We start from the raw sequence: 19,322 nt of genomic DNA on the forward strand, positions 1-19,322 counted from the left end.
TGGAAGTGTATGGGGAAAGAAATGAAGGAAAGCTGTATAATATCATCTGAGCGGCAGGATTACATTGATTGGCTGCGTATATTGGGGATGGTGGTTGTATTAATTTTTCATAGCGCCAGGTTTTTCGATTTCATTGGCTGGGATTTAAAAAACAAGGAGGTTAGTTCTGGGTTCACAATTTTCATCTTATTTGTTAATTATTGGATAATGCCCTTGTTTTTTATGCTGGCAGGGGCAGGAACGGTATTTGCTCTAAAGACCAGAACCCAAACCGAATTTGTCAGGGAACGGTTTTATCGGCTAATTGTTCCGTATTTCGTTGGGTTAGTTATACTTGTTCCTCCACAGCGATATCTGTCAGCACTGCAAAAAGGTCAATATAATGGCGAAATGCTTAGTTTTTTGCCTTGGTATATCGAAAAGAAACTATCCATTGCACATTTCGGATTTGATCCAATCTGGTTTAGCGAAATTGGGACTCATCTGTGGTTCTTGGCAGTATTATTCATATTTTCAATTCTTGTATTACCGATAATCGGCTATTTTAAAAGCAGGCAAGGTGCCATACTTATCAAATGGCTGGATGCGATTGGGAAAAGGGCAGGCGGCATATATTTCTTTATTCTTCCAATTGCGCTAGTGCGGGTAGGATTGCAGCCAATTTTTCCTAAATATTCATCCTGGTGTGATTTTATATTCTGGTTTCTGATTTTTATTTTTGGCTTCATATTCTTTAGTGATCAGCGGTTTATTAAAAGTGCTGAACGATATAAATATATATCACTCAGCATAGGAATAGCATTTTTAACAGTGCTAGTAATACTTTTTAGTTATTTTCTAGAGTATATATCACAATGTTGGGATCATCCTGACTATTCTTGGGGATCTATTGTCTTTTATAGTATGTGGGCGGCTACAACCTGGATATGGCTGATGTTCTTTATAGGGGCTGGCAAGGCATTTCTTAATTTTAGGAATACCTGGCTAACCTATTTGAATCAGGCAACCATGCCTTTTTATATGCTTCAGCAGACGATTATTATCATAATCGGATTTCAGGTTGTGCAGTGGAACAGCGGGATTGCACTTAAATATTTAACTATTTGCGGGACATCACTATTTGGTGTCATGGGAATATATTTCTTATTGATTAGACGCTTTGCATGGCTTAGATTATTATTTGGGATGAAGAAGGATAATCAGGGGAAACTTCGTGAGTCCGACTTTTCTTATTAGTAAAACTGACTTATTTCTCTAGGACAGTAATTGTGACGATTTTGGCCTAAATAAGATCTAAGAAACTCGCAGTTATCAGTGATATGGATAATCACTAGTAACTGCGGAAAATAAAGTTCTTATCCACAAATAAAGCGGATAAGGACTTTTTTCATTATGTTAAAATTTCCAGGATAATGAGAATATTCAACGGCAGGGAAATAAGGGGGAATTAACGAAACAATGTGTATTATGTAAAGTAAATTCTTTATTCTGGGAGGAAATAATGTTTGAATTTTTCACTGAAATAGGAAAAGGAATCGTAACCGGAATCATAAATGGTGGCTTCAAAATGCATTTGGTGGTTTTCTTCATTAGTTTAACGTTAGGCATTATCCTACTTCGGTTCGTATTTTCTAAGCTGCTCAAAATGATTGCAAGACAAACCGATATCTCTTATTCCTTGTTACAGCAAACCTTTAGGGGAATGCCTACGTTGTTGGGCATGCTCATTGGCCTCTACGCTGTTATGGAAATCCTGATAATTCCGCCACGACCGTTGCTATTTCTCCAAAGTTTGTTCCATTCTCTTGTCATTCTGTCCTTGACTCTCATGGTCGCGCATCTGGGCTCCGGCTATCTTAAGCATAAGCTCGGAAAAACATCCGAAAATTTCGCTTCCACCTCGATTTTAGCCACAATAATCGATCTGGCCGTTTATGCCATCGGCATATTGGTTTTACTTGAATCTTTCGGAGTTTCGATCTCTCCGTTAATTACCGCTTTGGGCGTTGGCGGCTTGGCTACTGCTTTGGCGCTGCAGGATACTTTGGCGAATTTATTTTCCGGCATCAACATTCTAGTGTCCAAACAAATCAAGATGGGTGACTTCGTTAGATTGTCGACAGGTGAAGAGGGCCATGTAGTGGACATGAATTGGCGTAATACTACAATAAAAACTCCTACTGAGAATATGGTGGTCGTACCTAACCAAAAAATTGCTTCATCTATCATGACTAATTATGCACAGCCTTTTGCGGAATGTTCTATTTCTATCCCCATAGGAGTCAGTTATGAAAGTGATTTGGATTATGTGGAGGAAGTTACTGCCGCGGTTGCAAAAGAAATTCTCCAAGAAATCGAGGGAGGCGTCAAAAGTTTTGAACCGTTTATTCGGTACTGCAGTTTCAATGAGTCTAGTATTAACTTTCATGTTATTTTGCGGGTGAAGACCGTAACGGATCAGCAGCTTATTCGCCACGAATTCATCAAAAGAATTTATGCACGTTACCAGCAGGAAGGCATAATAATTCCGTTCCAGAAATGAACGATCAAGTTATATGACATAATAATGTTCTTTGAATTTGATTCTTCCTTTTACACATTTGGGTGAGACGTATGCTTATTAAATACGGTATTGATAACTATCAGCATCATTAACAAAGCTGAAACTGCTCCGCAGATCGAGATGCCTATACCGGCCCCGAATTTCTCCATAATGCTACCCGCGAATAGGTTCCCTAGCGGGGTTGTACCTAAAAAGGCAAAGGAGTAAACACTCATTGCCCTGCCGCGAAATTGATCATTGGAATTAATTTGAATCATTGAATCCGATAATCGCAAATGACACAATGGCTAAATATAAGTTGTGAATTGGTTCAAGTGTCATTAGTAATGCTGATAGTATGAAGCCGCTGCTAAAAAGCAGCCGTAGTTTGGGATTACCCTTGGCCCAAGACGCTACCATGAGTGCCCCAACGAGTGAGCCTGCCCCAGTAGCGGACAAGAGAATACCGTAGCCATGTACCCCTTCTTTAAGAACCTCATCCGCATATAAAGGGGTAATAACACTCTTCTTTTACTAATTAGCGGAATATAGACTTTATTACATAATATGTAGATTCTTAACTAAAGGAATATTTAGCTTGTTCTGTGCAATTTAGAAATCAAGGATGAAAATGCATATTTATATAGATTAGTAGGCCCTCAACCTAATATTCTGTTAAAAGTATGCTATTTTTAACTTTGTAAAATTTGACACCGGAATTGGCACACCTACAATATAATTAACATAAAATATATCAAAATATATAAGGAGGAATTGGTATGCCGCGTAAATTGACTAAAGATAACGATCAATGTTCGGTTTACGATAATTACAGATACAGTGTTCACGGTGGTTATGGTGGTTATGGTCCCGGTTACAATTATGGATATAGTGTACCTTTCAACAGTGGTTATTATGGCGGCTATGGTCATGGTTACGGTGGTGGTTATGGTGGCACTTGTCAATGTTATAATACTGATGGTGGTGCAAGTTGTCACTGTTACGGAAACGGAGGTTATGGTCACGGCTATGGGGGCTATGGTTACGGATATGGTTGGTATCATCCTTGGCATGGATATGGTTGGCATCATCCTTGGTATAGATATTAATGATTTAATTGGTAGTGGATGAGGACTAATCTGGGACTGGCTTATGTTCGAGCGGAGTAATAATTGAGGTCAACGATACACATCACTTTCTAGAAAACCGACCCCCTTACATTGAGGGGGTCGAACTTTGTTTAGCAATTATGGTTCTTAAGAGTGTTGAAAAACTATGGCCTTTGGGTTCATAAATAATCCTCCTTGGTCATTAAGTCTAGGGTTGCTTGAGAAAGTCACGATGGCTTTTTTGCGTAAAACAAAACTAATATTGGAGGTATTATATTTTTTATAGACTTCAGTACCATGCAGTACATAATGTGTGCGAAATAGAAAAGGTAGGGTGAATGACTACGCATTCATGTACATATATTTTATTTCTGATATAGAGTATAATTAATAGGTATTAGTGTTTATGTGGAGGAATTTTATGGATACTACGAAGTTTTTAGGTGAACAAAAAATATCTTCTTTATTATGGCAGTTTTCTTTGCCAGCGGTTGTTGGCATGGTAGTTAGCACATTATACAATGTTATAGACAGTATTTTTGTCGGACGAGGTGTTGGTGAGATCGCATTGACGGCGGTAGCCATTGCGTTTCCCATTATGATCATACTAATGGCAGTCGGGATGCTCGTCGGTATTGGAGCAGCAACGTTGGTTTCTCTCAGTTTGGGCGAGAAAAATAAAGAACAGGCGGAAATGGTGTTAGGCAACGCGCTGACAATGATGATTATTTTTATTTTAGTTACGACCGGATTAGCACTTTGGTATTTGGAACCGATATTGGTCAATTGGTTAGGTGTAACACCTGAGGTATTGCCCTATGCCCGGGATTTTACGGCGATTATATTGGGCGGCAGTATGTTCATGCATATCGGTTTTGGTTTAAACAATGTTATTCGAGCGCAGGGTGATCCCCAGACGGCATTAGCAACACAGTTGATCGCAGCAGTTATTAATATTGTCCTCAATTATCTCTTGATTTTTGTCTTCCCTTTAGGCATTAAAGGATCTGCCATTGCTACTATTCTGGCGCAGGCATCTGCTGCCTTTTGGGTTGTATATTACTTCATGTATGGATCCAGAGTGTTACGCTTTAAAAAGCGATGTCTTGCCTTGCGTATGCATATCGTAAAAGGCATATTCAAAATTGGCGTAGCTCCTTTTTTAATGCAGTTGGGTGCGAGTGTCGTAATGGTTGTGCTTAATCTACGGATTATGGAATTTGGCGGCATAGTTGCTGTAGCTTCTTTTGGTATTATCAATCGAGTTCTTATGTTGATTGTAATGCCGGTAGCCGGGATTAGTCAGGGGGTACAGCCGATCATTGGCTATAATTATGGGGCTAAACAATATCAACGTGTCTTAACTGCATTAAATACGGCGATTGCTGTTGCTGTCTGTATTTGTTTGTGCGGCTTTTTGGGGGTACAGTTATTTGCGGAACAAATTGTTCGGCTTTTTAATGATGGACCGCAATTGGTTGAAGTCGGTACCAAAGGTATGAGAATATTTTTGCTCATGGTACCTGTTATCGGGTTTCAAATTATTGTTGCCAATTACTTTCAAGCAATTGGCAAAGCTTATTATTCCATAATCTTTAATTTACTGCGTCAAGTTATTGTTCTTATACCGCTCGTGTTTATTTTCTCGCACTATTTCGGGTTATTGGGAATCTGGGCCGCGGGTCCAATATCTGATATTGCAGCAGCATTGCTCACTGGTATATGTTTATATGGAAACGTAAAACAACTAAAATGTGTCATACATAAGGAGCCTTTGATTGAATATAATGTACTCATAAAACAAGAAAAATTTTAATCATCATGAATGTGTGATATTCCTAACGGATGGCTGGGGCAGTATACGTCAAATTTATGGCCTAATCATAATAAGGATCGCCTTGAAAATAAAAGGCGGTCCTTATTCGTGTAAAGCAACTTTGATTATTGCACGTTATACATGCCTTGATTATTCATATAATTGAAAATTCCCTCGCCATGTTCTTGCTCCTCTTTCTGAATGTGGTTTAACGCCTGTCGGACATTGGAATCGGTGAATTCAAAAATGGCAGTGTTATAAGCATTCGAAACATATTTTTCGGTCATCAGCATGTCCTGGCAAAGCATAGCATCAGCTTGACTGGTGGCTGATGGAGTCATTGTAGACTGCGCTTGGGTATTATTTTGTTGGTTTGGTTGAGACTGTTGCGTCGGCTGGCTCGGTGCTGCTTGATTCATAGCAGGCGCTTGGCCATTTAAAATGGATTCGATGGTGTTTAAATGTTGTTGTTCCTGCTGAGCGTACGATTGGAATAACTGCTTAAGTTTGGGATCGCTGGTTTGTTGCGCATTCTTTTGATACTTTTGAATACAAACTTTCTCGTGTGACTTTTGATCTTGTAATAGTTGTTTTTCTTTTTGGCTCAATGGCATATAGTTGCCTCCTCTTTAGGTTTCTATTATCTTTCCCAAAAAATAGAACAACATTCCACATCATGAATTAAGGCTAAATTATCCGTCCTAATAGTGAGATACTATCCCCGATTGAGCCTCCGGCAAACACAGAACCGATGCATGCAACACGCATTTTCATGTGCGAGTATTACCATTAAACGTTTATTATGGTGTGAATATTGGCCTTGGTTTACACAGTTACTTAAAAAGTGTAATTTTTATTGACAGGGTTTTTAGTTAGTGTTATATTGTAACCTAATAGAATATTTGAAATGCAATGATCAGAACTAAAAAAGTGAAAACTTTTTCCTGCAGAGAGCCGTCGAGGGTGGAAGACGGTGGAAAAATTTCACGTTTTCTCCTCTGTGAGCAGCATGCTGAAAGCAAAGTAAGCAGTGTCCGGTTTTCTACCGTTAAAAAGAAGCGTATTCGGAAATTTTCCTGATATAGCAGAGGTGGCTGAACAATCAGCAATAGAAGTGGTAACGCGGAGAACTATCCTTCGTCTTCAACACGGCAACACGTGGGGAAGACGAAGGATTTTTTATTTCGAGCTACTTTTTAAGCTTTTGCAAAAGGCTGCCGGATATTCTTAAATACTGCCAGCCTGTAGTCGACATGATCACGACATGGAATTGCAGGTGCAGCATAAAAAAAGGAAAGAGAAAGGAGCTTTCAAATTATGAATGGTTTAACTTTATTGGGGATTGCACTAATTGTTTGTGCAAGCGGTTATTTCATCTATGGCCGCTGGCTGACAAAGATTTGGGGGATTGATCCTCTGGCAAAAACGCCAGCTTATCGTTTTGAAGACGGTGATGATTATGTTCCTTCTTCTAAATTCACTGTATTTGCTCATCAGTTTTCTTCTATCACAGGCGCAGGTCCGGTTACCGGACCGATTATCGCTGCAATGTTCGGGTGGCTGCCAGTTATGCTCTGGTTGATGATTGGTGGAATTTTCTTTGGAGCTGTTCAGGATTTTTCCGCCCTGTACGCTTCTGTTAAAAATGAAGGTAAGTCCATAGGTATGCTGATTGAAAAATATATTGGAAAAACTGGGAAACAAATGTTTTTGCTCTTTTCCTGGCTTTTTACTTTGCTCATCATAGCTGCTTTTGCTGACATTGTGGCTAGCACCTTCAACGGATTTGGTGCCGATGGTTCATTGGCTACCCCAAATGCCGCTGCCGCATCCATTTCGATGTTATATATCGCTGTTGCTATTTTCTTCGGACTTTTTCTAAAAAACCATCCACTGTCAGAAAAACCAAAACTGGCCATTGGTATTCTTTTGATTATCGGCATGCTGTCAGCAGGTATCGCTTATCCACTCTATTTTGATAAGACAACATGGATTTATATTGTTTTTGCTTATATGTTTATGGCTGCTGTTATGCCGATGTGGCTACTGATGGAGCCACGTGACTATTTAAGTTCATTTCTGCTGCTCGGTATGATTGCGAGCGGGGTCATCGGTGTTATTTTTACTAATCCTACTATTGAACTTCCTGCTTTTGTTGGTTTTGAGGTTAATGGTAAACCGATGTTTCCGATCCTTTTTATTACGATTGCGTGTGGTGCCGTTTCTGGTTTTCATAGTTTAGTTTCTTCCGGAACTTCTTCTAAAACAATTTCCAATGAAAAAGACATGTTGTTTGTTGGTTACGGCTCCATGATGATTGAGACTATTTTGGCTGTTGTTTCTTTGATTGTTGTTGGCGCTGCCGCCACCGGCGGTGTGATGCCGAAAGGTACGCCGTTTCAGATATTCTCCGCTTCTGTCGGCAACTTTTTGTCTATGTTCGGTCTGTCTCGTCATGTAGCTACCTGTGTCATCACTATGTGCGTATCTGCACTGGCTTTGACTACGCTGGATTCTGTCGGGCGTATCGGACGGATGTGTTTCCAGGAATTATTTACAGGTGATACAACTGATCCTGCGAAGATGTCCTCTATGCAGCGTGTATTGACGAATAAATACTTTGCTACCATAATTACTCTGTTCTTTGGTTATTTGCTTTGCTTGGGTGGATACATGAATGTTTGGCCGTTATTTGGCGCAGCAAATCAGCTGTGTTCTGCATTGGTTTTGATTGCGTTGGCTGTTTTCTTGAAAGTTACTGGACGCCAAGGGAAGATGCTCTATATTCCAATGTGCTTTATGTTTGTCGTTACGCTGATAGCCCTGTTTATGTCAATATACGGTATCGTCCATAAAATCATCTACACCGGAGGATTTTCCTTTTTGACTGACGGTTTGCAGTTAATCGTAGCCATTGCGTTGATTACGTTATCTTTGCTGATTGCATCTCATAGCGTTAGAAAATTATTTGATGGTTCTGCAAGCACACATATTCAGGTGGAAAAATAATAAGAAATAAAAAAACGGATGCGGAAACGGATCCGTTTTTTTTATTTCTATTCTATATTACTTGGTCCGGATTTTTTGTCAATGCTCCATGCATCAATGAGTCCACCACTCTGTCTAAATGCCTTAATTGTCAATAAGCTTCCCTTTGCTTCTACTGTAAGATAGTTGGGTTCAGCCAGCGGATTGTAAAAAAAGTTGTCCCATTCTTTAGCAATAGAGTCAGCGTAAGTTTTGCTACCACTACGGCCAGTAGCTACATAGATGGTACCAGTTGCCGGATTATTGACTGCTGTGCCACCATAAAGCGGATAAGTGTGAGCATATACATGGTCATGCGCGGTAAATACGATATCGGCATGATATTTATCTATAATGGGGGCGAACCCTGCTTGGAGCATAGAATTTCCCTCGGCTTTATTGTTATATAGCGCCCGATGTACAAAGACCAACTTCCACTTTTGCTTGGTAGCCGCTAAATCATCTTCCAGCCACATTTTTTGTTTTTCCAGCATATCCGGTACAAAGCGCCCTTCTTCGCCAATTTGTGTATCAAGCATGACAAAATGAGCATTGCCGTAATCAAACGAATAAACTTGTCCTTTAAGACCAGCTGGGCCATTCATTGGCAATTTGAACTGGTCGGTAAACAAGGTCGGCATAGCAATCCTGCCTCCGGGAGCATAGGTTTCATGGTTACCAACTAACGGCATACAAGGAATATTCTCTAGCACGCCATGGGCTGCATTAAACCAATCATACCACTGACCATACTCCTGTCCCACGTCAACCAAATCACCCATATTGACAGAAAAAGCAGCGTCTGAGTTAGCTTGATACGCTTGGTGCAATGTGGTATGCCATGTATCATAATTTACGCTTTGAGAATCTCCAAACACTAAAAACTTAAAATAACATGGGTTCGTCGGAGCGGTGGCAAAATGGTATTGTTCACTCCAGCTCCCTTCATTGCCTACCCTATATACATAACGTGTTCCTGGCTTGAGTCCGGTAAGCGTAGCTGTGTGAACATTGAATTCTCCCCAGTTGCTATCGACCCTTTCCACTTGGGCAGTCAGAGTTTGCTGCTCTCCAAATTTTTCTGGCATGAACTCTTGATATTGTACTTGCCCATCCTGCGTATTGACATCTGTCTTCCAAGTAATGGTCTGTGTTGTCTGTGTATCACCTGTCCAGGTCAACGTGATATGGCTTGGTGCACACTCGGCTACCATTCGTCCTGGTAAAATAAGTGCTGAAGAAGCGGCTAGAATTCCCAAAACCAAAACAAAAATAAATAAATTGTGTAGTAGCGTTCTTTTTCTTGCCATGTTTTCCTCCATGGTATTATTTATGGGGAATCAAGATATTTTGTATGGTGGCCTTATGGGCGGTGAATTTCTGGCGTAGTAATATTAGGTAGCTTTTTTAATATTTTACATCAGTTTTAGAACACTGTACACAAGTTAACAACAAAATTATGGAAGTTTTATAGCCCGTCCACTTTCTTAAAATAGTTCTTAAAGATGATGATATAAACGTCTTTATAAGTTGGTGCTATAGCAGCTAGTATTACCAATTAATAATTTATTATAGCGTTTTTATTCATAATCCTGCTCTTCCATAGGCGACGATTTGGTTTGTAAAAATGCGACAGTTGATGTAACAGGGAAACGAATGATTTTTTTTTTAAAAGCGACGTAATCGGTAAAAAAGAAGGCAATATATGCAATTTATAATCACAATTATGTGTAGTAACATTAAATTCAGGAAAATGCATTAAAACAGGCTTAAAAAGATATTGATTAATTTTCCGTAAGCTATTGACATTGTTTTCTTGAGATATTATTATAAAGTTAATCGAATAATTCTTCGTTAGGTGAGGCTCCTGCATTGAACACAGGCCACTGCCCGGAAACGTCGAGAGACGCCAATGGGTATAACAGGTATTACCGGATTAAGGTATTACATAATGTGGCTGAGGGATAAGGTTTAACTCTACGTCATGCAGTGCCAAAGCTCGTACGAGTGGGGAAGGTAGTTTTAATTTTTTTTGATGCTGCGAAAAAGCCTTCCATTTGGAAGGCTTTTGTGTTTTGTTAATCACTAAACATAATATAATTTCTTCGTTAGGTGAGGCTCCTGCATAAACACAGGCCATTGCCCGGAAACGTCGAAAGACGCCAATGGGTAGAACAGGTATTACCGGATTAAGGTTTTACTTAAGGTGGCTGAGTGATGAGTATGTACTCTACGTTATGCAGTGCTAAAGCTCAACGAGTGGGGAAGGCTATATGGTGTTGCATGTAAAAAGCAAGGTCTTCCAAAAGTGGGAGAGCTTTGCTTTTTTTGTGTCAATATAAGGAGGTGAGACGATTTTGGAGACACAAGGAACATCTAATAATGATTGTGGCGATCACCCCATAAGTTTGGCGAAATCGTCCACGAAAAACCTGAATTACACTTTTATATGCAACAAGGAGGAATATCATGAAAGATATAAACAACCAAACTGCTGTTTCCTCCAAGGCCATTCAAGTTAATGGAAAATGGAAGCAGCGTATACTCACATTTTTATTTGTAATGGGCCCAGGCATTATTGTAATGGTTGCTGACAATGACGCCGGTGCCGTTTCAACCTATGTACAGGCAGGTGCTGATTATGGACTGCACTTAATGTGGTTATTACTTTTACTCTTACCAATTACGTATTTTATTCAGGAAATGGTGGTGCGTCTTGGTATCGCTACCGGGCAAGGCCATGCTGCCATGATTTATAAACGTTTTGGAAAATGGTGGGGAGCATTTTCGCTGTTTGATCTTTTGCTCGTCAACTTTTTGACACTGGTCACTGAATTTGCCGCTATTTATCTAGGATTAAAAGGCTTGGGGCTAGAGCCGCTGTATGCCGTCCCGGCAACGGCAATCGCAATTATTGTCTTAGTTATTACGGGAAGCTATTTGCGCTGGGAGCGCACGACCGTTATCCTATGTTTTCTAGATTTAACTTGGCTGCTTTTAGCCAAAATGGTTTCTCCCGATTGGAGCCTAGTTGTTCGTCACACAGTGGTCCCTTCGTTTCCACCCGGACCACTTACCCCAGATTTAATCTTTTTGATTATCGCTATTGTCGGCACGACCATTGCACCGTGGCAATTATTCTTTCAGCAAAGCTGTATTGCCGATAAAAGGTTACGATTTTCGGATCTTAAAAACGCTCGAATCGATACTATTGTTGGAGCTACCTGCACCATTGCGATTGCTGCATGTATGATGTTGGTGGGGAATTTTGCGACACAAAACGGAGTTCATTTCGAAGATCCGGCCCAGATGGCAATCGCTCTTACTCCAATGATGGGGGCCTTTTTCCAGAATGCTATTTTGTTATTGATGATTAATGCAGCTGTTTTAGGTGCCACGACGATTTCACTTTCCAGTGCCTGGGCTTATGGTGAAGTGAAGGGGTGGTCGCATAGTTTGCAAAAATCATTCCGTGAAGCGCCAGGATTTTATATGGTATATGCCAGCTGTGTCTTAGCTGCTGCTGGGATTGTGCTGATTCCTAATGCACCCTTGCAAACGATTATTGTCAGTGTTCAAGTGCTAGCAGGGCTGATGCTGCCATCGGCGATTGTTTTTCTTCAGTTATTGCTTAACGATAAGGAATTATTGGGCGAACGATTCGTCAATAAGCCCTGGAATAACTGGATTAACTGGATTGTCATTATTATTCTGTTCATTCTATCGTTGACCCTGGCAGTTCAAGTAATCTTGCCTAATTTTTTGGAGCTTGTGTTTGGGTAAATGAATCGTTTTCTAAAAATAACAAATGAAAGGAAGTATTAACATGACAACGATGACTAACCAATTAAACATTAACACAAATGAAAAGTGCTACTATGTAGTTCATCCACTAGATGATCAAGGCGAAGAAAAATGTAATCCTGAGGGTTTGGGTCTTATGGCGCTCAGCCCTGTAGTTAAATATTCGCTATTGTCGCTGCGGCTGTATTTAATTTTTATGGGTGGTTTGGTGTTCTACCGGGTGCTGCAAGAAACTGGTGTACTCTAAGTAATTGAATTTAACTTCCGGAATTAGTTTGTTGAATGATTTATTTAGGGTCATCGACATATTAGGCGGTCCAGACCTTAACGTTGAACAGGATATGAACTATGATGATCTTTATGAAGAGCTGAGTATCCATTTGAATAAGGGATATTCATTGATGATCTTAGTTATTGGGTACCGGATATGGCAGCAATACGAAAAATAGTAGATAGTAAATTTACAAGTCAATAATTAAGACAAATAAGAAGAATAGGCACAGTTACGTTTGTGCCTATTCTTCTTATCTTAGGGTAATAGAGTAGTAGGTTCCTGCTTTGTACTATACGGCAAGACAAATTTCTGCAGCATCGCATTAGCTAGCAATTTGCCTATTGAGAGGATGCTAGTGGGATTCGTACAGTGACAGTGGTGCCTTGTCCATATAGGCTGGTCAATTGGATTGTACTGTCATGTTTTTCTGCAATCCAGCGGGCAATGGATAAACCAAGACCCGTTCCTCCGGTGATTTTTGATCGGGATTTATCAACTCGATAGAATCGATCGAAAATTTTTGGCTGATCTTCTTCTGGTATTCCTATCCCTGTGTCTTGAATGATGACTTCCAAGTGATGGACGGTTTGACGGGAGACAATACTAATTGTTCCGCCTGTAGCGGTATATTTGATACTGTTCTCAATGAAAATTCGTAGCATTTGTTTGATTGATGAGGCATCAGCATAGATAGTTGCTTCATCATTTTGATGTAAGACGATGTGGTGGTTTGGTGCAATAAGATGCGTTTCCTGAACAACTTCATCGATAAGGTCCTCCATAGCAAGTAAGGTTTTAGTGATTATTTGTTTACTTTGATCAGTTCTTGCTAAAAAGAGTAGCTTTTCAATAAGTCCATACATATTGGAAGCCTCCGATTTGATGGCTTCAATGCCTTCATTTATTACGGATGGGTCCTGTTTTCCCCAACGATCTAACATATCTGCGTAGCCGCTAATGACTGTGATGGGTGTTCTTAGTTCATGGGACGCATCCGATACAAAGCGCCGTTGTTGTTCAAAACCGGTTTGAATTCGATGAAGCATATGATTGAAAGTTCTTGCTAATTCCTGAAGCTCATCGTTACTATTTGTCAAAGCGATGCGTTTTCCAAGGTCATTGACTTCGATTTCCTTTGCCGTATCCGTTATATCGCGGATGGGGTGCAAAATTCTACGGCTGATAAATGTGCCTGATATGATGGCAATTAAGAGGCCTATCAAATTGGTTACTAGTAGACTTTTCACTAAAGTTTTCAGGAAATGAGTCTGCTCCGACATTGTTTTCATGATATATAGCTGATATAAGTGACCATTTTGCCAAATCATTTGATTATCATAATAAAAATAGACGTGATCAACATTGATTACTTTCAACGTTCTTTTTTTTATCGGGAAAAAGTTGAGAGGGTTTAAGTTTCTTTTATCTTCCTTTGTGAGGGCATGATTACCAGGCATATAGGGGGCGCTGTCAATTAACAGGTTATGTTGATTATCGAATATTCTAAGTATTATTCCAGGTACAAGTATGTTTTCTTTTAGCAGGTGTTGATCTAATGGATTTCCTTCCGACAGATAATGCATTATGCTATTTGTGCTTAGAGTGATATCGTCATCTGCCTGGGTATATAACACGTAGTATAGTCCTGCAACTGTCAGCACGCTGGTAAAGAGTAGAGTACAGGAAAGAATGGTTGCATAAAGGATGGTCAATTTGATTGATATTGGTATTGCCAGCTGTTTAATCCTTAACCACATAGCCTACTCCTCTGATAGTATATATGTATTTTTCATCATAGCGCTCGTCCAGTTTGCTGCGCAAATAGCGAACATATACATCAACGACATTGGTATCTCCCATATACTCATAACCCCAGACTTCTTGAAGAATTTGTTCGCGATTTAGTACCCTGTTTTTATTACGAACGAGATATTCCAAGAGGTCATACTCTTTCTTGGTTAATTCCACTTCTTGCTCGTTAACTAGAACTTTATAACGATCTGGAAATAACACTAAATTTTTTACCTGTAGCTCGCTTTCATCCAGTGGCTGTTGTAATGATTTATGTTTGCGCAATGCCGCACGAATACGAGCGAGAAGCTCTGGAATGGCAAATGGTTTGGTCAGATAGTCGTCCGCACCACTATCTAGTCCCGTCACTTTGTCTTCAATGTCATCTTTGGCTGTTACTATGATAATTGGAATTTCCGATAACTCCCGAATTCGTCTGCAGACTTCTATGCCGTCCATCTCCGGTATCATCACATCTAACAGAACAAGGTCAAAGTCTTCCTGCATGATTCGGTCAAGCGCATTCCGACCATTTGATTCGATGACTGTTTCAAATCCCTCGTGTTCCAGTTCCATTTGAAGAAAACGGGCGATTTTCCATTCGTCTTCTACAATGAAAATTTTCCTGCGTTCTATTGGCATTACCGTATACCTCCTAGTTTTAGCAAGCGTAAGCTGTTCCAAACCTATCAAAGCACTTTTTTTATGCTAAGGGAAGGGTTCATTCTAATTTTTAATCTTATTCTAATCTTCGTCTAATGGTGGTGTAATGTTCGGCCGTTATTATATGATTAAGCCAATAATAAAGGAGTAACAATCATGGGTAAGGATTGTTTGATGCAAGTCAAGAATACATTGATAGTCTATAAAAAGAAAATCTGGAGTATTGTAATCCTCGTTACAATATTTGGAATGATTTCTGCTGGTGCACATGCCATGTTTCAGGTGCGCGGTGTTGTGACCGGGGTTGATAACAACAGTATTACTGTTACCAATTTTTTCAGAACACAAACAGTAGATATGGCAGGTTCATCGGTAAATGTATCCGCTATTAAGCCTGGGTATAGGATTAAAATTCAAAAGAATTTACAGGGAAATATTCTCTACGTTCGGACTTCAGCATTTAAAGAAGATGAAGAAGATGAACAACATAAAGATAAGCATCACAGAGACTACAAAGATAGTAGGATTTAATACCGAATATCGATTATAGCACAGAACCCAATACCCCGCATTCTATTATGGAGCTAAAGCAGAGAAATTAGACTGGTTTGACTTGCCACAGGTTGAATGTAATTGTGGCTTTTGTCTACTTTTGCAGAAAGTAGCGAGAGGGGTATAGATTGAGCTTATCACAGAGTAGCTATTTATTATGATTAAAGAAGGAGGAAGATACGATGCAATATGATTACAGCATCTTAATGTTTATTAATGGACTTTCAGGATATTTTAGTTGGTTGGACATGCTTGTAACTAACTTTTCTAAGTATGGCCCGTTGATTTTTGGCCTTTATCTTATGGGTCTTTGGTTTACAGGCAAATCTCAAGAAGAAATGAGAGAAAATCGTCGACAGGTATTATATGCTTTTACTGCAGCGCTTCTGGCTTTAGGAATAAATCAAGTGATTGGCTTTATGTGGTTTCGGAATCGTCCCTATGTTGAGCATTCAGTGCATCGCTTGCTTCCAGTCACATAGATGCATCATTCCCGAGTGATCATGCGGCTGGCGGATTTTCTATAGCCGGCAGCATACTATTTGAGCGATCCTTTAGTGGTACGGTATTATTTGTACTTGCCTCGCTCTTAGCAGTTTCTCGTGTCTATGCTGGGATACACTATCCTAGTGATATACTGGGTGGGATGGTTGTAGGGCTTGTTAGCAGTATGATTGTGGATAGTAACAAGGAATTTCTTGAGAAACCAATCGACTGGATTTTGGCTGCTTGGAATTCCGTTGAAACCAATATTATTTACAACAAACAAAAAGTCTAAAAATTGATGATGGGCAGAATGTAAACTAGTTATAGCAATTAAACGATATGAGGAAAATTTCTAACCAGCTGGTTAGTTTATATAACGAGTTTATTTTAAGTGGCTAGCACTTTTGAAGTGTTAGCCAGTTTGTTTGGGATGATGTTGGGAGAGGGTTGGTATACTATAATTGAAAGTTGACAGTGACTGAATTATTGGGGGCGCATGTGTGCGATTGAGTAGAAATTTTTGGATTTTACTATTACTTACGATACTTACGATATTTGTGAATCTTGGCAGTATGCCGCTTTTAGATCCGGATGAGCCAGTCTACGCGGAAACTCCCAAAGAAATGTTTTTATTTAACGATTTTATTTCACCACAGATATATGGTCAGTACTGGTATGATAAGCCCCCAATGTACTATTGGCTAGTGGCGGGAGCCTTTAAATTATTTGGCGTAAATGAGTTTGCTGCCCGATTCCCTTCGGCCTTATTGGCAGTCATCTGTGTCGTAGTGGTTTATATGTCAGTATCTAAATTAGTGAGTGAGCGGGCAGGTATTGCAAGCGGATTGGTTTTGGCCACGAGTATTGAATACTTTTACTTAGGGAAAGCGGCAGTGACGGATATTACGCTTACACTGTTTCTGACGGTTTCATTACTTTGCTTTCTTCAAAAAAAATACTATCTCTTTTACATATTTTCCGGTTTAGCTACATTGACAAAAGGACCCATTGGGTTCTTATTTCCTGGGGCTATTATTTTCATATGGATGGCTTTTACTCGACGGTTTAATGATTTAAAACACATGAAAATACCAGTGGGGATTATTTTGTGGGCAATTGTTGCTCTGCCTTGGTATGGGGTTATGTATCAAGTTCATGGCTCCGATTTTACCAATGGCTTTATCGGTGTAAACAATATTACGCGGTTTACAACTGCAGAACATGACAAAACTTCAGGTTGGTATTTTTTTATACCTGTTCTTATTTTCGGCTTTTTTCCGTGGACAGCGCTTATGTTTCAGTCGATCAAAGCGTCATTGAAAATAAAGGGGACAGAGAGGCATGCGTTATTACTTTTTTTGAATGTTTGGGCAGCGTTCATTTTTCTGTTTTTTTCTATTTCTAGTACCAAACTTGTGACGTATATATTACCGGTTTATCCGCCACTGGCGATTCTTGTTGGGTGGTATTTAGATCAATGCATGGAAAAGTATCGATTTTTAGCGGAAGGACTGGTTTGGCCAATTTTCTTAACCCTGCTGTCGGTGTTACTTCTTGGCGGATTAGTGGCAGGAAGTAATTTGATTCCAGACATCACGCTCGGTGCCATCGGGCTAGCTGTGGTGTTGATTCTGATGATTTTAACAGTCTGGTATTTTCTGTACAACAAAGAGGTTAAGCGAGCATTTTGGGTACAGGCAATTGCGATGACGATCACTTCTATTATATTAGTGACTGTTCTTTTACCACCGATAGAAAATAATTTTAGCACACGCAGTATTGCCCAAGCTTTCGTAGCAAATTATGACGGAAAATCTCCCGTTTATGTTATCAAATTCTTACATCCTGGATTTGCATTTTATACAAATAAATATGGAAAAGAGATTAACTCTACTGAGGAAATACGCAATGTAATTTCTCAAAGTGGACAAGTGTATCTTGTGATACGCAAATCTGAATACCAAGGTTTAAGTGGCTCAGAGCAGGATTCTCTAGCTGTCTTGTCCCAGTCAAATGATAAATTACTACTGTTCAAACAGTAGTAGAGAAAATCAATTTTATCGGAAGGATGGAATTCGGCTTTGAAGCTTCAGAATGTAAAACTAAACTACGGGTTCATTTGTTGGGTGTTACTCCAGAGCGTTGTCCTTGCTTATGGCGGGGGTAATTATGCACCTTCTGATATATTTTCACATACGGATATTCAGATTGAGGCAGATCAGGTCATTAATCGGCTAATGGTAGCTGAGGGTAATGCAGTTGTTCTGGGTAATATCAAAGAAGGTATTGTGATTGTCGATGGCAATTTACTCATTGCTCCTACAGCTCAAATCGACGGAAGTATCATTGTTTTAGGGGGCTATATAGAGCAGCAACAGGGATCACAGACCAGCGGGCACTTGTTTAATCTAAAGCCGCAACGTTTTCCAATGATGAATTTAGTTATTGGGAGTTTATCTCTTTTAGCAATGCTAAGTCTAATCATCTTGCCATTTATTATTTGGTTGATGTTTAATATTTTTAAACGCTTTCCTTGTTATGTGCGCTTAAAAAACGGATTTTATCGGATGCAACACCGCTGGCCGCTGTTATATATTATTCTGACATTGGGGCTTAGCTGTAGCATGCTTGTCTTGTTTTCAGAATTGGCCTGGAAAACAATATTCCGTCACACTATGGGAATGTTTGACAATATCCTGATTTGGCTTGTGCGGTATTTTGCTAATCCAACACTGGATTCTATTATGATTTTTATATCTAATTTGGGGTATGGTTCTATCTATGGATTTATTGTTGTAGCGGCATTTACTATTTTAGTCATGTATAGGCGCTGGTTAGAATTTGCAGGATTAGCAATTTGTCTTTCGGGCGGAGCCATTTTAAATTACATATTAAAAAATCTATTTGAACGTGCTAGGCCGGATGCTTTTCGAATCGTTGCGGCCTCTGGTTATAGTTTTCCAAGCGGACATGCGATGGTTTCAATCTATTTTTATGGAATGCTGGCATTTTTAATAGCCAGGAATATAAAATCATGGCAGTGGCGTTACGTTTTGACGGCGATAACCATTTTGTTTATTGTGGTCATGGGGATTAGTCGTATTTATCTTGGGGTTCATTATCCGAGTGACGTTGTTGCCGGATATACTGCGGGGGGGATGTGGCTGATGTTTAACATTTCTCTGCTTATGTGGTGGGAACGTAATAGGTAACAGATTATATTACAAAAAAATTAACGAAATTGTTGATGACATTTCC

Annotated in this window: 17 protein-coding genes, 2 riboswitches and 1 other annotated feature; of the genes, 13 read left to right on the forward strand and 4 right to left on the reverse strand. The window is 39.6% G+C overall.

The features are described from left to right. The first annotated feature begins 9 nt into the window (after positions 1-9). From Ga0466249_RS02175 to Ga0466249_RS02200, 4 genes are all read left to right on the forward strand, one after another. The gene (locus Ga0466249_RS02175; RefSeq protein WP_215827786.1) at positions 10-1,236 is read left to right on the forward strand and encodes an acyltransferase family protein; all 1,227 of its coding nucleotides are present in this window, start codon (positions 10-12) and stop codon (positions 1,234-1,236) included. Positions 1,237-1,501: 265 nt separating this feature from the next. After that, the gene (locus Ga0466249_RS02185) at positions 1,502-2,542 is read left to right on the forward strand and encodes a mechanosensitive ion channel family protein (protein ID WP_246588332.1); all 1,041 of its coding nucleotides are present in this window, start codon (positions 1,502-1,504) and stop codon (positions 2,540-2,542) included. Between the two features lie 864 nt (positions 2,543-3,406). Then, positions 3,407-3,673: a hypothetical protein gene (locus Ga0466249_RS02195; RefSeq protein ID WP_215827787.1), complete on the forward strand. Its 267-nt coding sequence runs from the start codon at positions 3,407-3,409 to the stop codon at positions 3,671-3,673. Between the two features lie 399 nt (positions 3,674-4,072). Then, positions 4,073-5,467: an MATE family efflux transporter gene (locus Ga0466249_RS02200; protein WP_215827788.1), complete on the forward strand. Its 1,395-nt coding sequence runs from the start codon at positions 4,073-4,075 to the stop codon at positions 5,465-5,467. Positions 5,468-5,592: 125 nt separating this feature from the next. Here the strand turns inward: Ga0466249_RS02200 and Ga0466249_RS02205 are convergent, their stop codons facing one another. Beyond that, positions 5,593-6,081: a spore coat protein gene (locus tag Ga0466249_RS02205; protein ID WP_215827789.1), complete on the reverse strand. Its 489-nt coding sequence runs from the start codon at positions 6,079-6,081 to the stop codon at positions 5,593-5,595. Between the two features lie 289 nt (positions 6,082-6,370). Beyond that, positions 6,371-6,615 (forward strand) — a binding site (T-box leader). Between the two features lie 169 nt (positions 6,616-6,784). Here Ga0466249_RS02205 and Ga0466249_RS02210 point away from each other — a divergent pair. Continuing rightward, positions 6,785-8,476, forward strand: a complete 1,692-nt coding sequence (locus Ga0466249_RS02210; RefSeq protein ID WP_215827790.1) for a carbon starvation CstA family protein — start codon at positions 6,785-6,787, stop codon at positions 8,474-8,476. Positions 8,477-8,523: 47 nt separating this feature from the next. Here Ga0466249_RS02210 and Ga0466249_RS02215 read toward each other — a convergent pair whose 3' ends face one another. After that, a complete protein-coding gene (locus Ga0466249_RS02215; protein ID WP_215827791.1) occupies positions 8,524-9,804 on the reverse strand; it encodes a purple acid phosphatase family protein in 1,281 nt (426 codons plus the stop codon). A gap of 533 nt (positions 9,805-10,337) precedes the next feature. Beyond that, positions 10,338-10,513: riboswitch (M-box (ykoK) riboswitch) on the forward strand. 78 nt (positions 10,514-10,591) lie between these two features. Next, positions 10,592-10,765, forward strand: a riboswitch (M-box (ykoK) riboswitch). A gap of 198 nt (positions 10,766-10,963) precedes the next feature. Between Ga0466249_RS02215 and Ga0466249_RS02220 the strand changes: the two genes are divergently transcribed. From Ga0466249_RS02220 to Ga0466249_RS02230, 3 genes are read left to right on the forward strand one after another with little or no spacing between them, the layout of a single operon-like run. Beyond that, the gene (locus Ga0466249_RS02220; protein WP_215827792.1) at positions 10,964-12,277 is read left to right on the forward strand and encodes an Nramp family divalent metal transporter; all 1,314 of its coding nucleotides are present in this window, start codon (positions 10,964-10,966) and stop codon (positions 12,275-12,277) included. Positions 12,278-12,320: 43 nt separating this feature from the next. After that, positions 12,321-12,545 (forward strand): hypothetical protein, encoded by a 225-nt coding sequence (locus tag Ga0466249_RS02225; RefSeq protein WP_215827793.1) that lies wholly within the window; start codon positions 12,321-12,323, stop codon positions 12,543-12,545. A 4-nt stretch (positions 12,546-12,549) separates the two neighbouring features. Further along, positions 12,550-12,747, forward strand: a complete 198-nt coding sequence (locus Ga0466249_RS02230) for a hypothetical protein (protein ID WP_215827794.1) — start codon at positions 12,550-12,552, stop codon at positions 12,745-12,747. A gap of 163 nt (positions 12,748-12,910) precedes the next feature. Here Ga0466249_RS02230 and Ga0466249_RS02235 read toward each other — a convergent pair whose 3' ends face one another. Both Ga0466249_RS02235 and Ga0466249_RS02240 read right to left on the reverse strand, forming a co-directional pair. Then, positions 12,911-14,329, reverse strand: coding sequence for a sensor histidine kinase (locus Ga0466249_RS02235; RefSeq protein WP_215827795.1), 1,419 nt, complete (start codon positions 14,327-14,329; stop codon positions 12,911-12,913). Next, positions 14,313-15,005: a response regulator transcription factor gene (locus Ga0466249_RS02240; RefSeq protein WP_215827796.1), complete on the reverse strand. Its 693-nt coding sequence runs from the start codon at positions 15,003-15,005 to the stop codon at positions 14,313-14,315. Before Ga0466249_RS02240 ends, Ga0466249_RS02235 begins: the two co-directional genes overlap by 17 nt. A 177-nt stretch (positions 15,006-15,182) precedes the next feature. Between Ga0466249_RS02240 and Ga0466249_RS02245 the strand changes: the two genes are divergently transcribed. From Ga0466249_RS02245 to Ga0466249_RS26415, 5 genes are all read left to right on the forward strand, one after another. Continuing rightward, positions 15,183-15,557, forward strand: coding sequence for a hypothetical protein (locus Ga0466249_RS02245; protein ID WP_215827797.1), 375 nt, complete (start codon positions 15,183-15,185; stop codon positions 15,555-15,557). 203 nt (positions 15,558-15,760) lie between these two features. Then, entirely contained in the window at positions 15,761-16,060 is a 300-nt protein-coding gene (locus tag Ga0466249_RS02250) for a phosphatase PAP2 family protein (protein ID WP_215827798.1), read from the forward strand. Next, positions 16,057-16,356 carry a phosphatase PAP2 family protein gene (locus Ga0466249_RS26965; protein ID WP_215827998.1) on the forward strand — a complete coding sequence of 100 codons (300 nt, stop codon included), beginning with the start codon at positions 16,057-16,059 and terminating at the stop codon, positions 16,354-16,356. Before Ga0466249_RS02250 ends, Ga0466249_RS26965 begins: the two co-directional genes overlap by 4 nt. A gap of 208 nt (positions 16,357-16,564) precedes the next feature. After that, a complete protein-coding gene (locus Ga0466249_RS02260; RefSeq protein WP_312889686.1) occupies positions 16,565-18,106 on the forward strand; it encodes an ArnT family glycosyltransferase in 1,542 nt (513 codons plus the stop codon). 39 nt (positions 18,107-18,145) lie between these two features. Then, the gene (locus Ga0466249_RS26415; RefSeq protein WP_246588334.1) at positions 18,146-19,276 is read left to right on the forward strand and encodes a phosphatase PAP2 family protein; all 1,131 of its coding nucleotides are present in this window, start codon (positions 18,146-18,148) and stop codon (positions 19,274-19,276) included. The last annotated feature ends 46 nt before the right edge of the window (positions 19,277-19,322 follow it).

Origin of the sequence: Pelorhabdus rhamnosifermentans (assembly GCF_018835585.1) — a bacterium.
Taxonomy (GTDB): Bacteria; Bacillota; Negativicutes; order UMGS1260; family UMGS1260; genus Pelorhabdus; species Pelorhabdus rhamnosifermentans.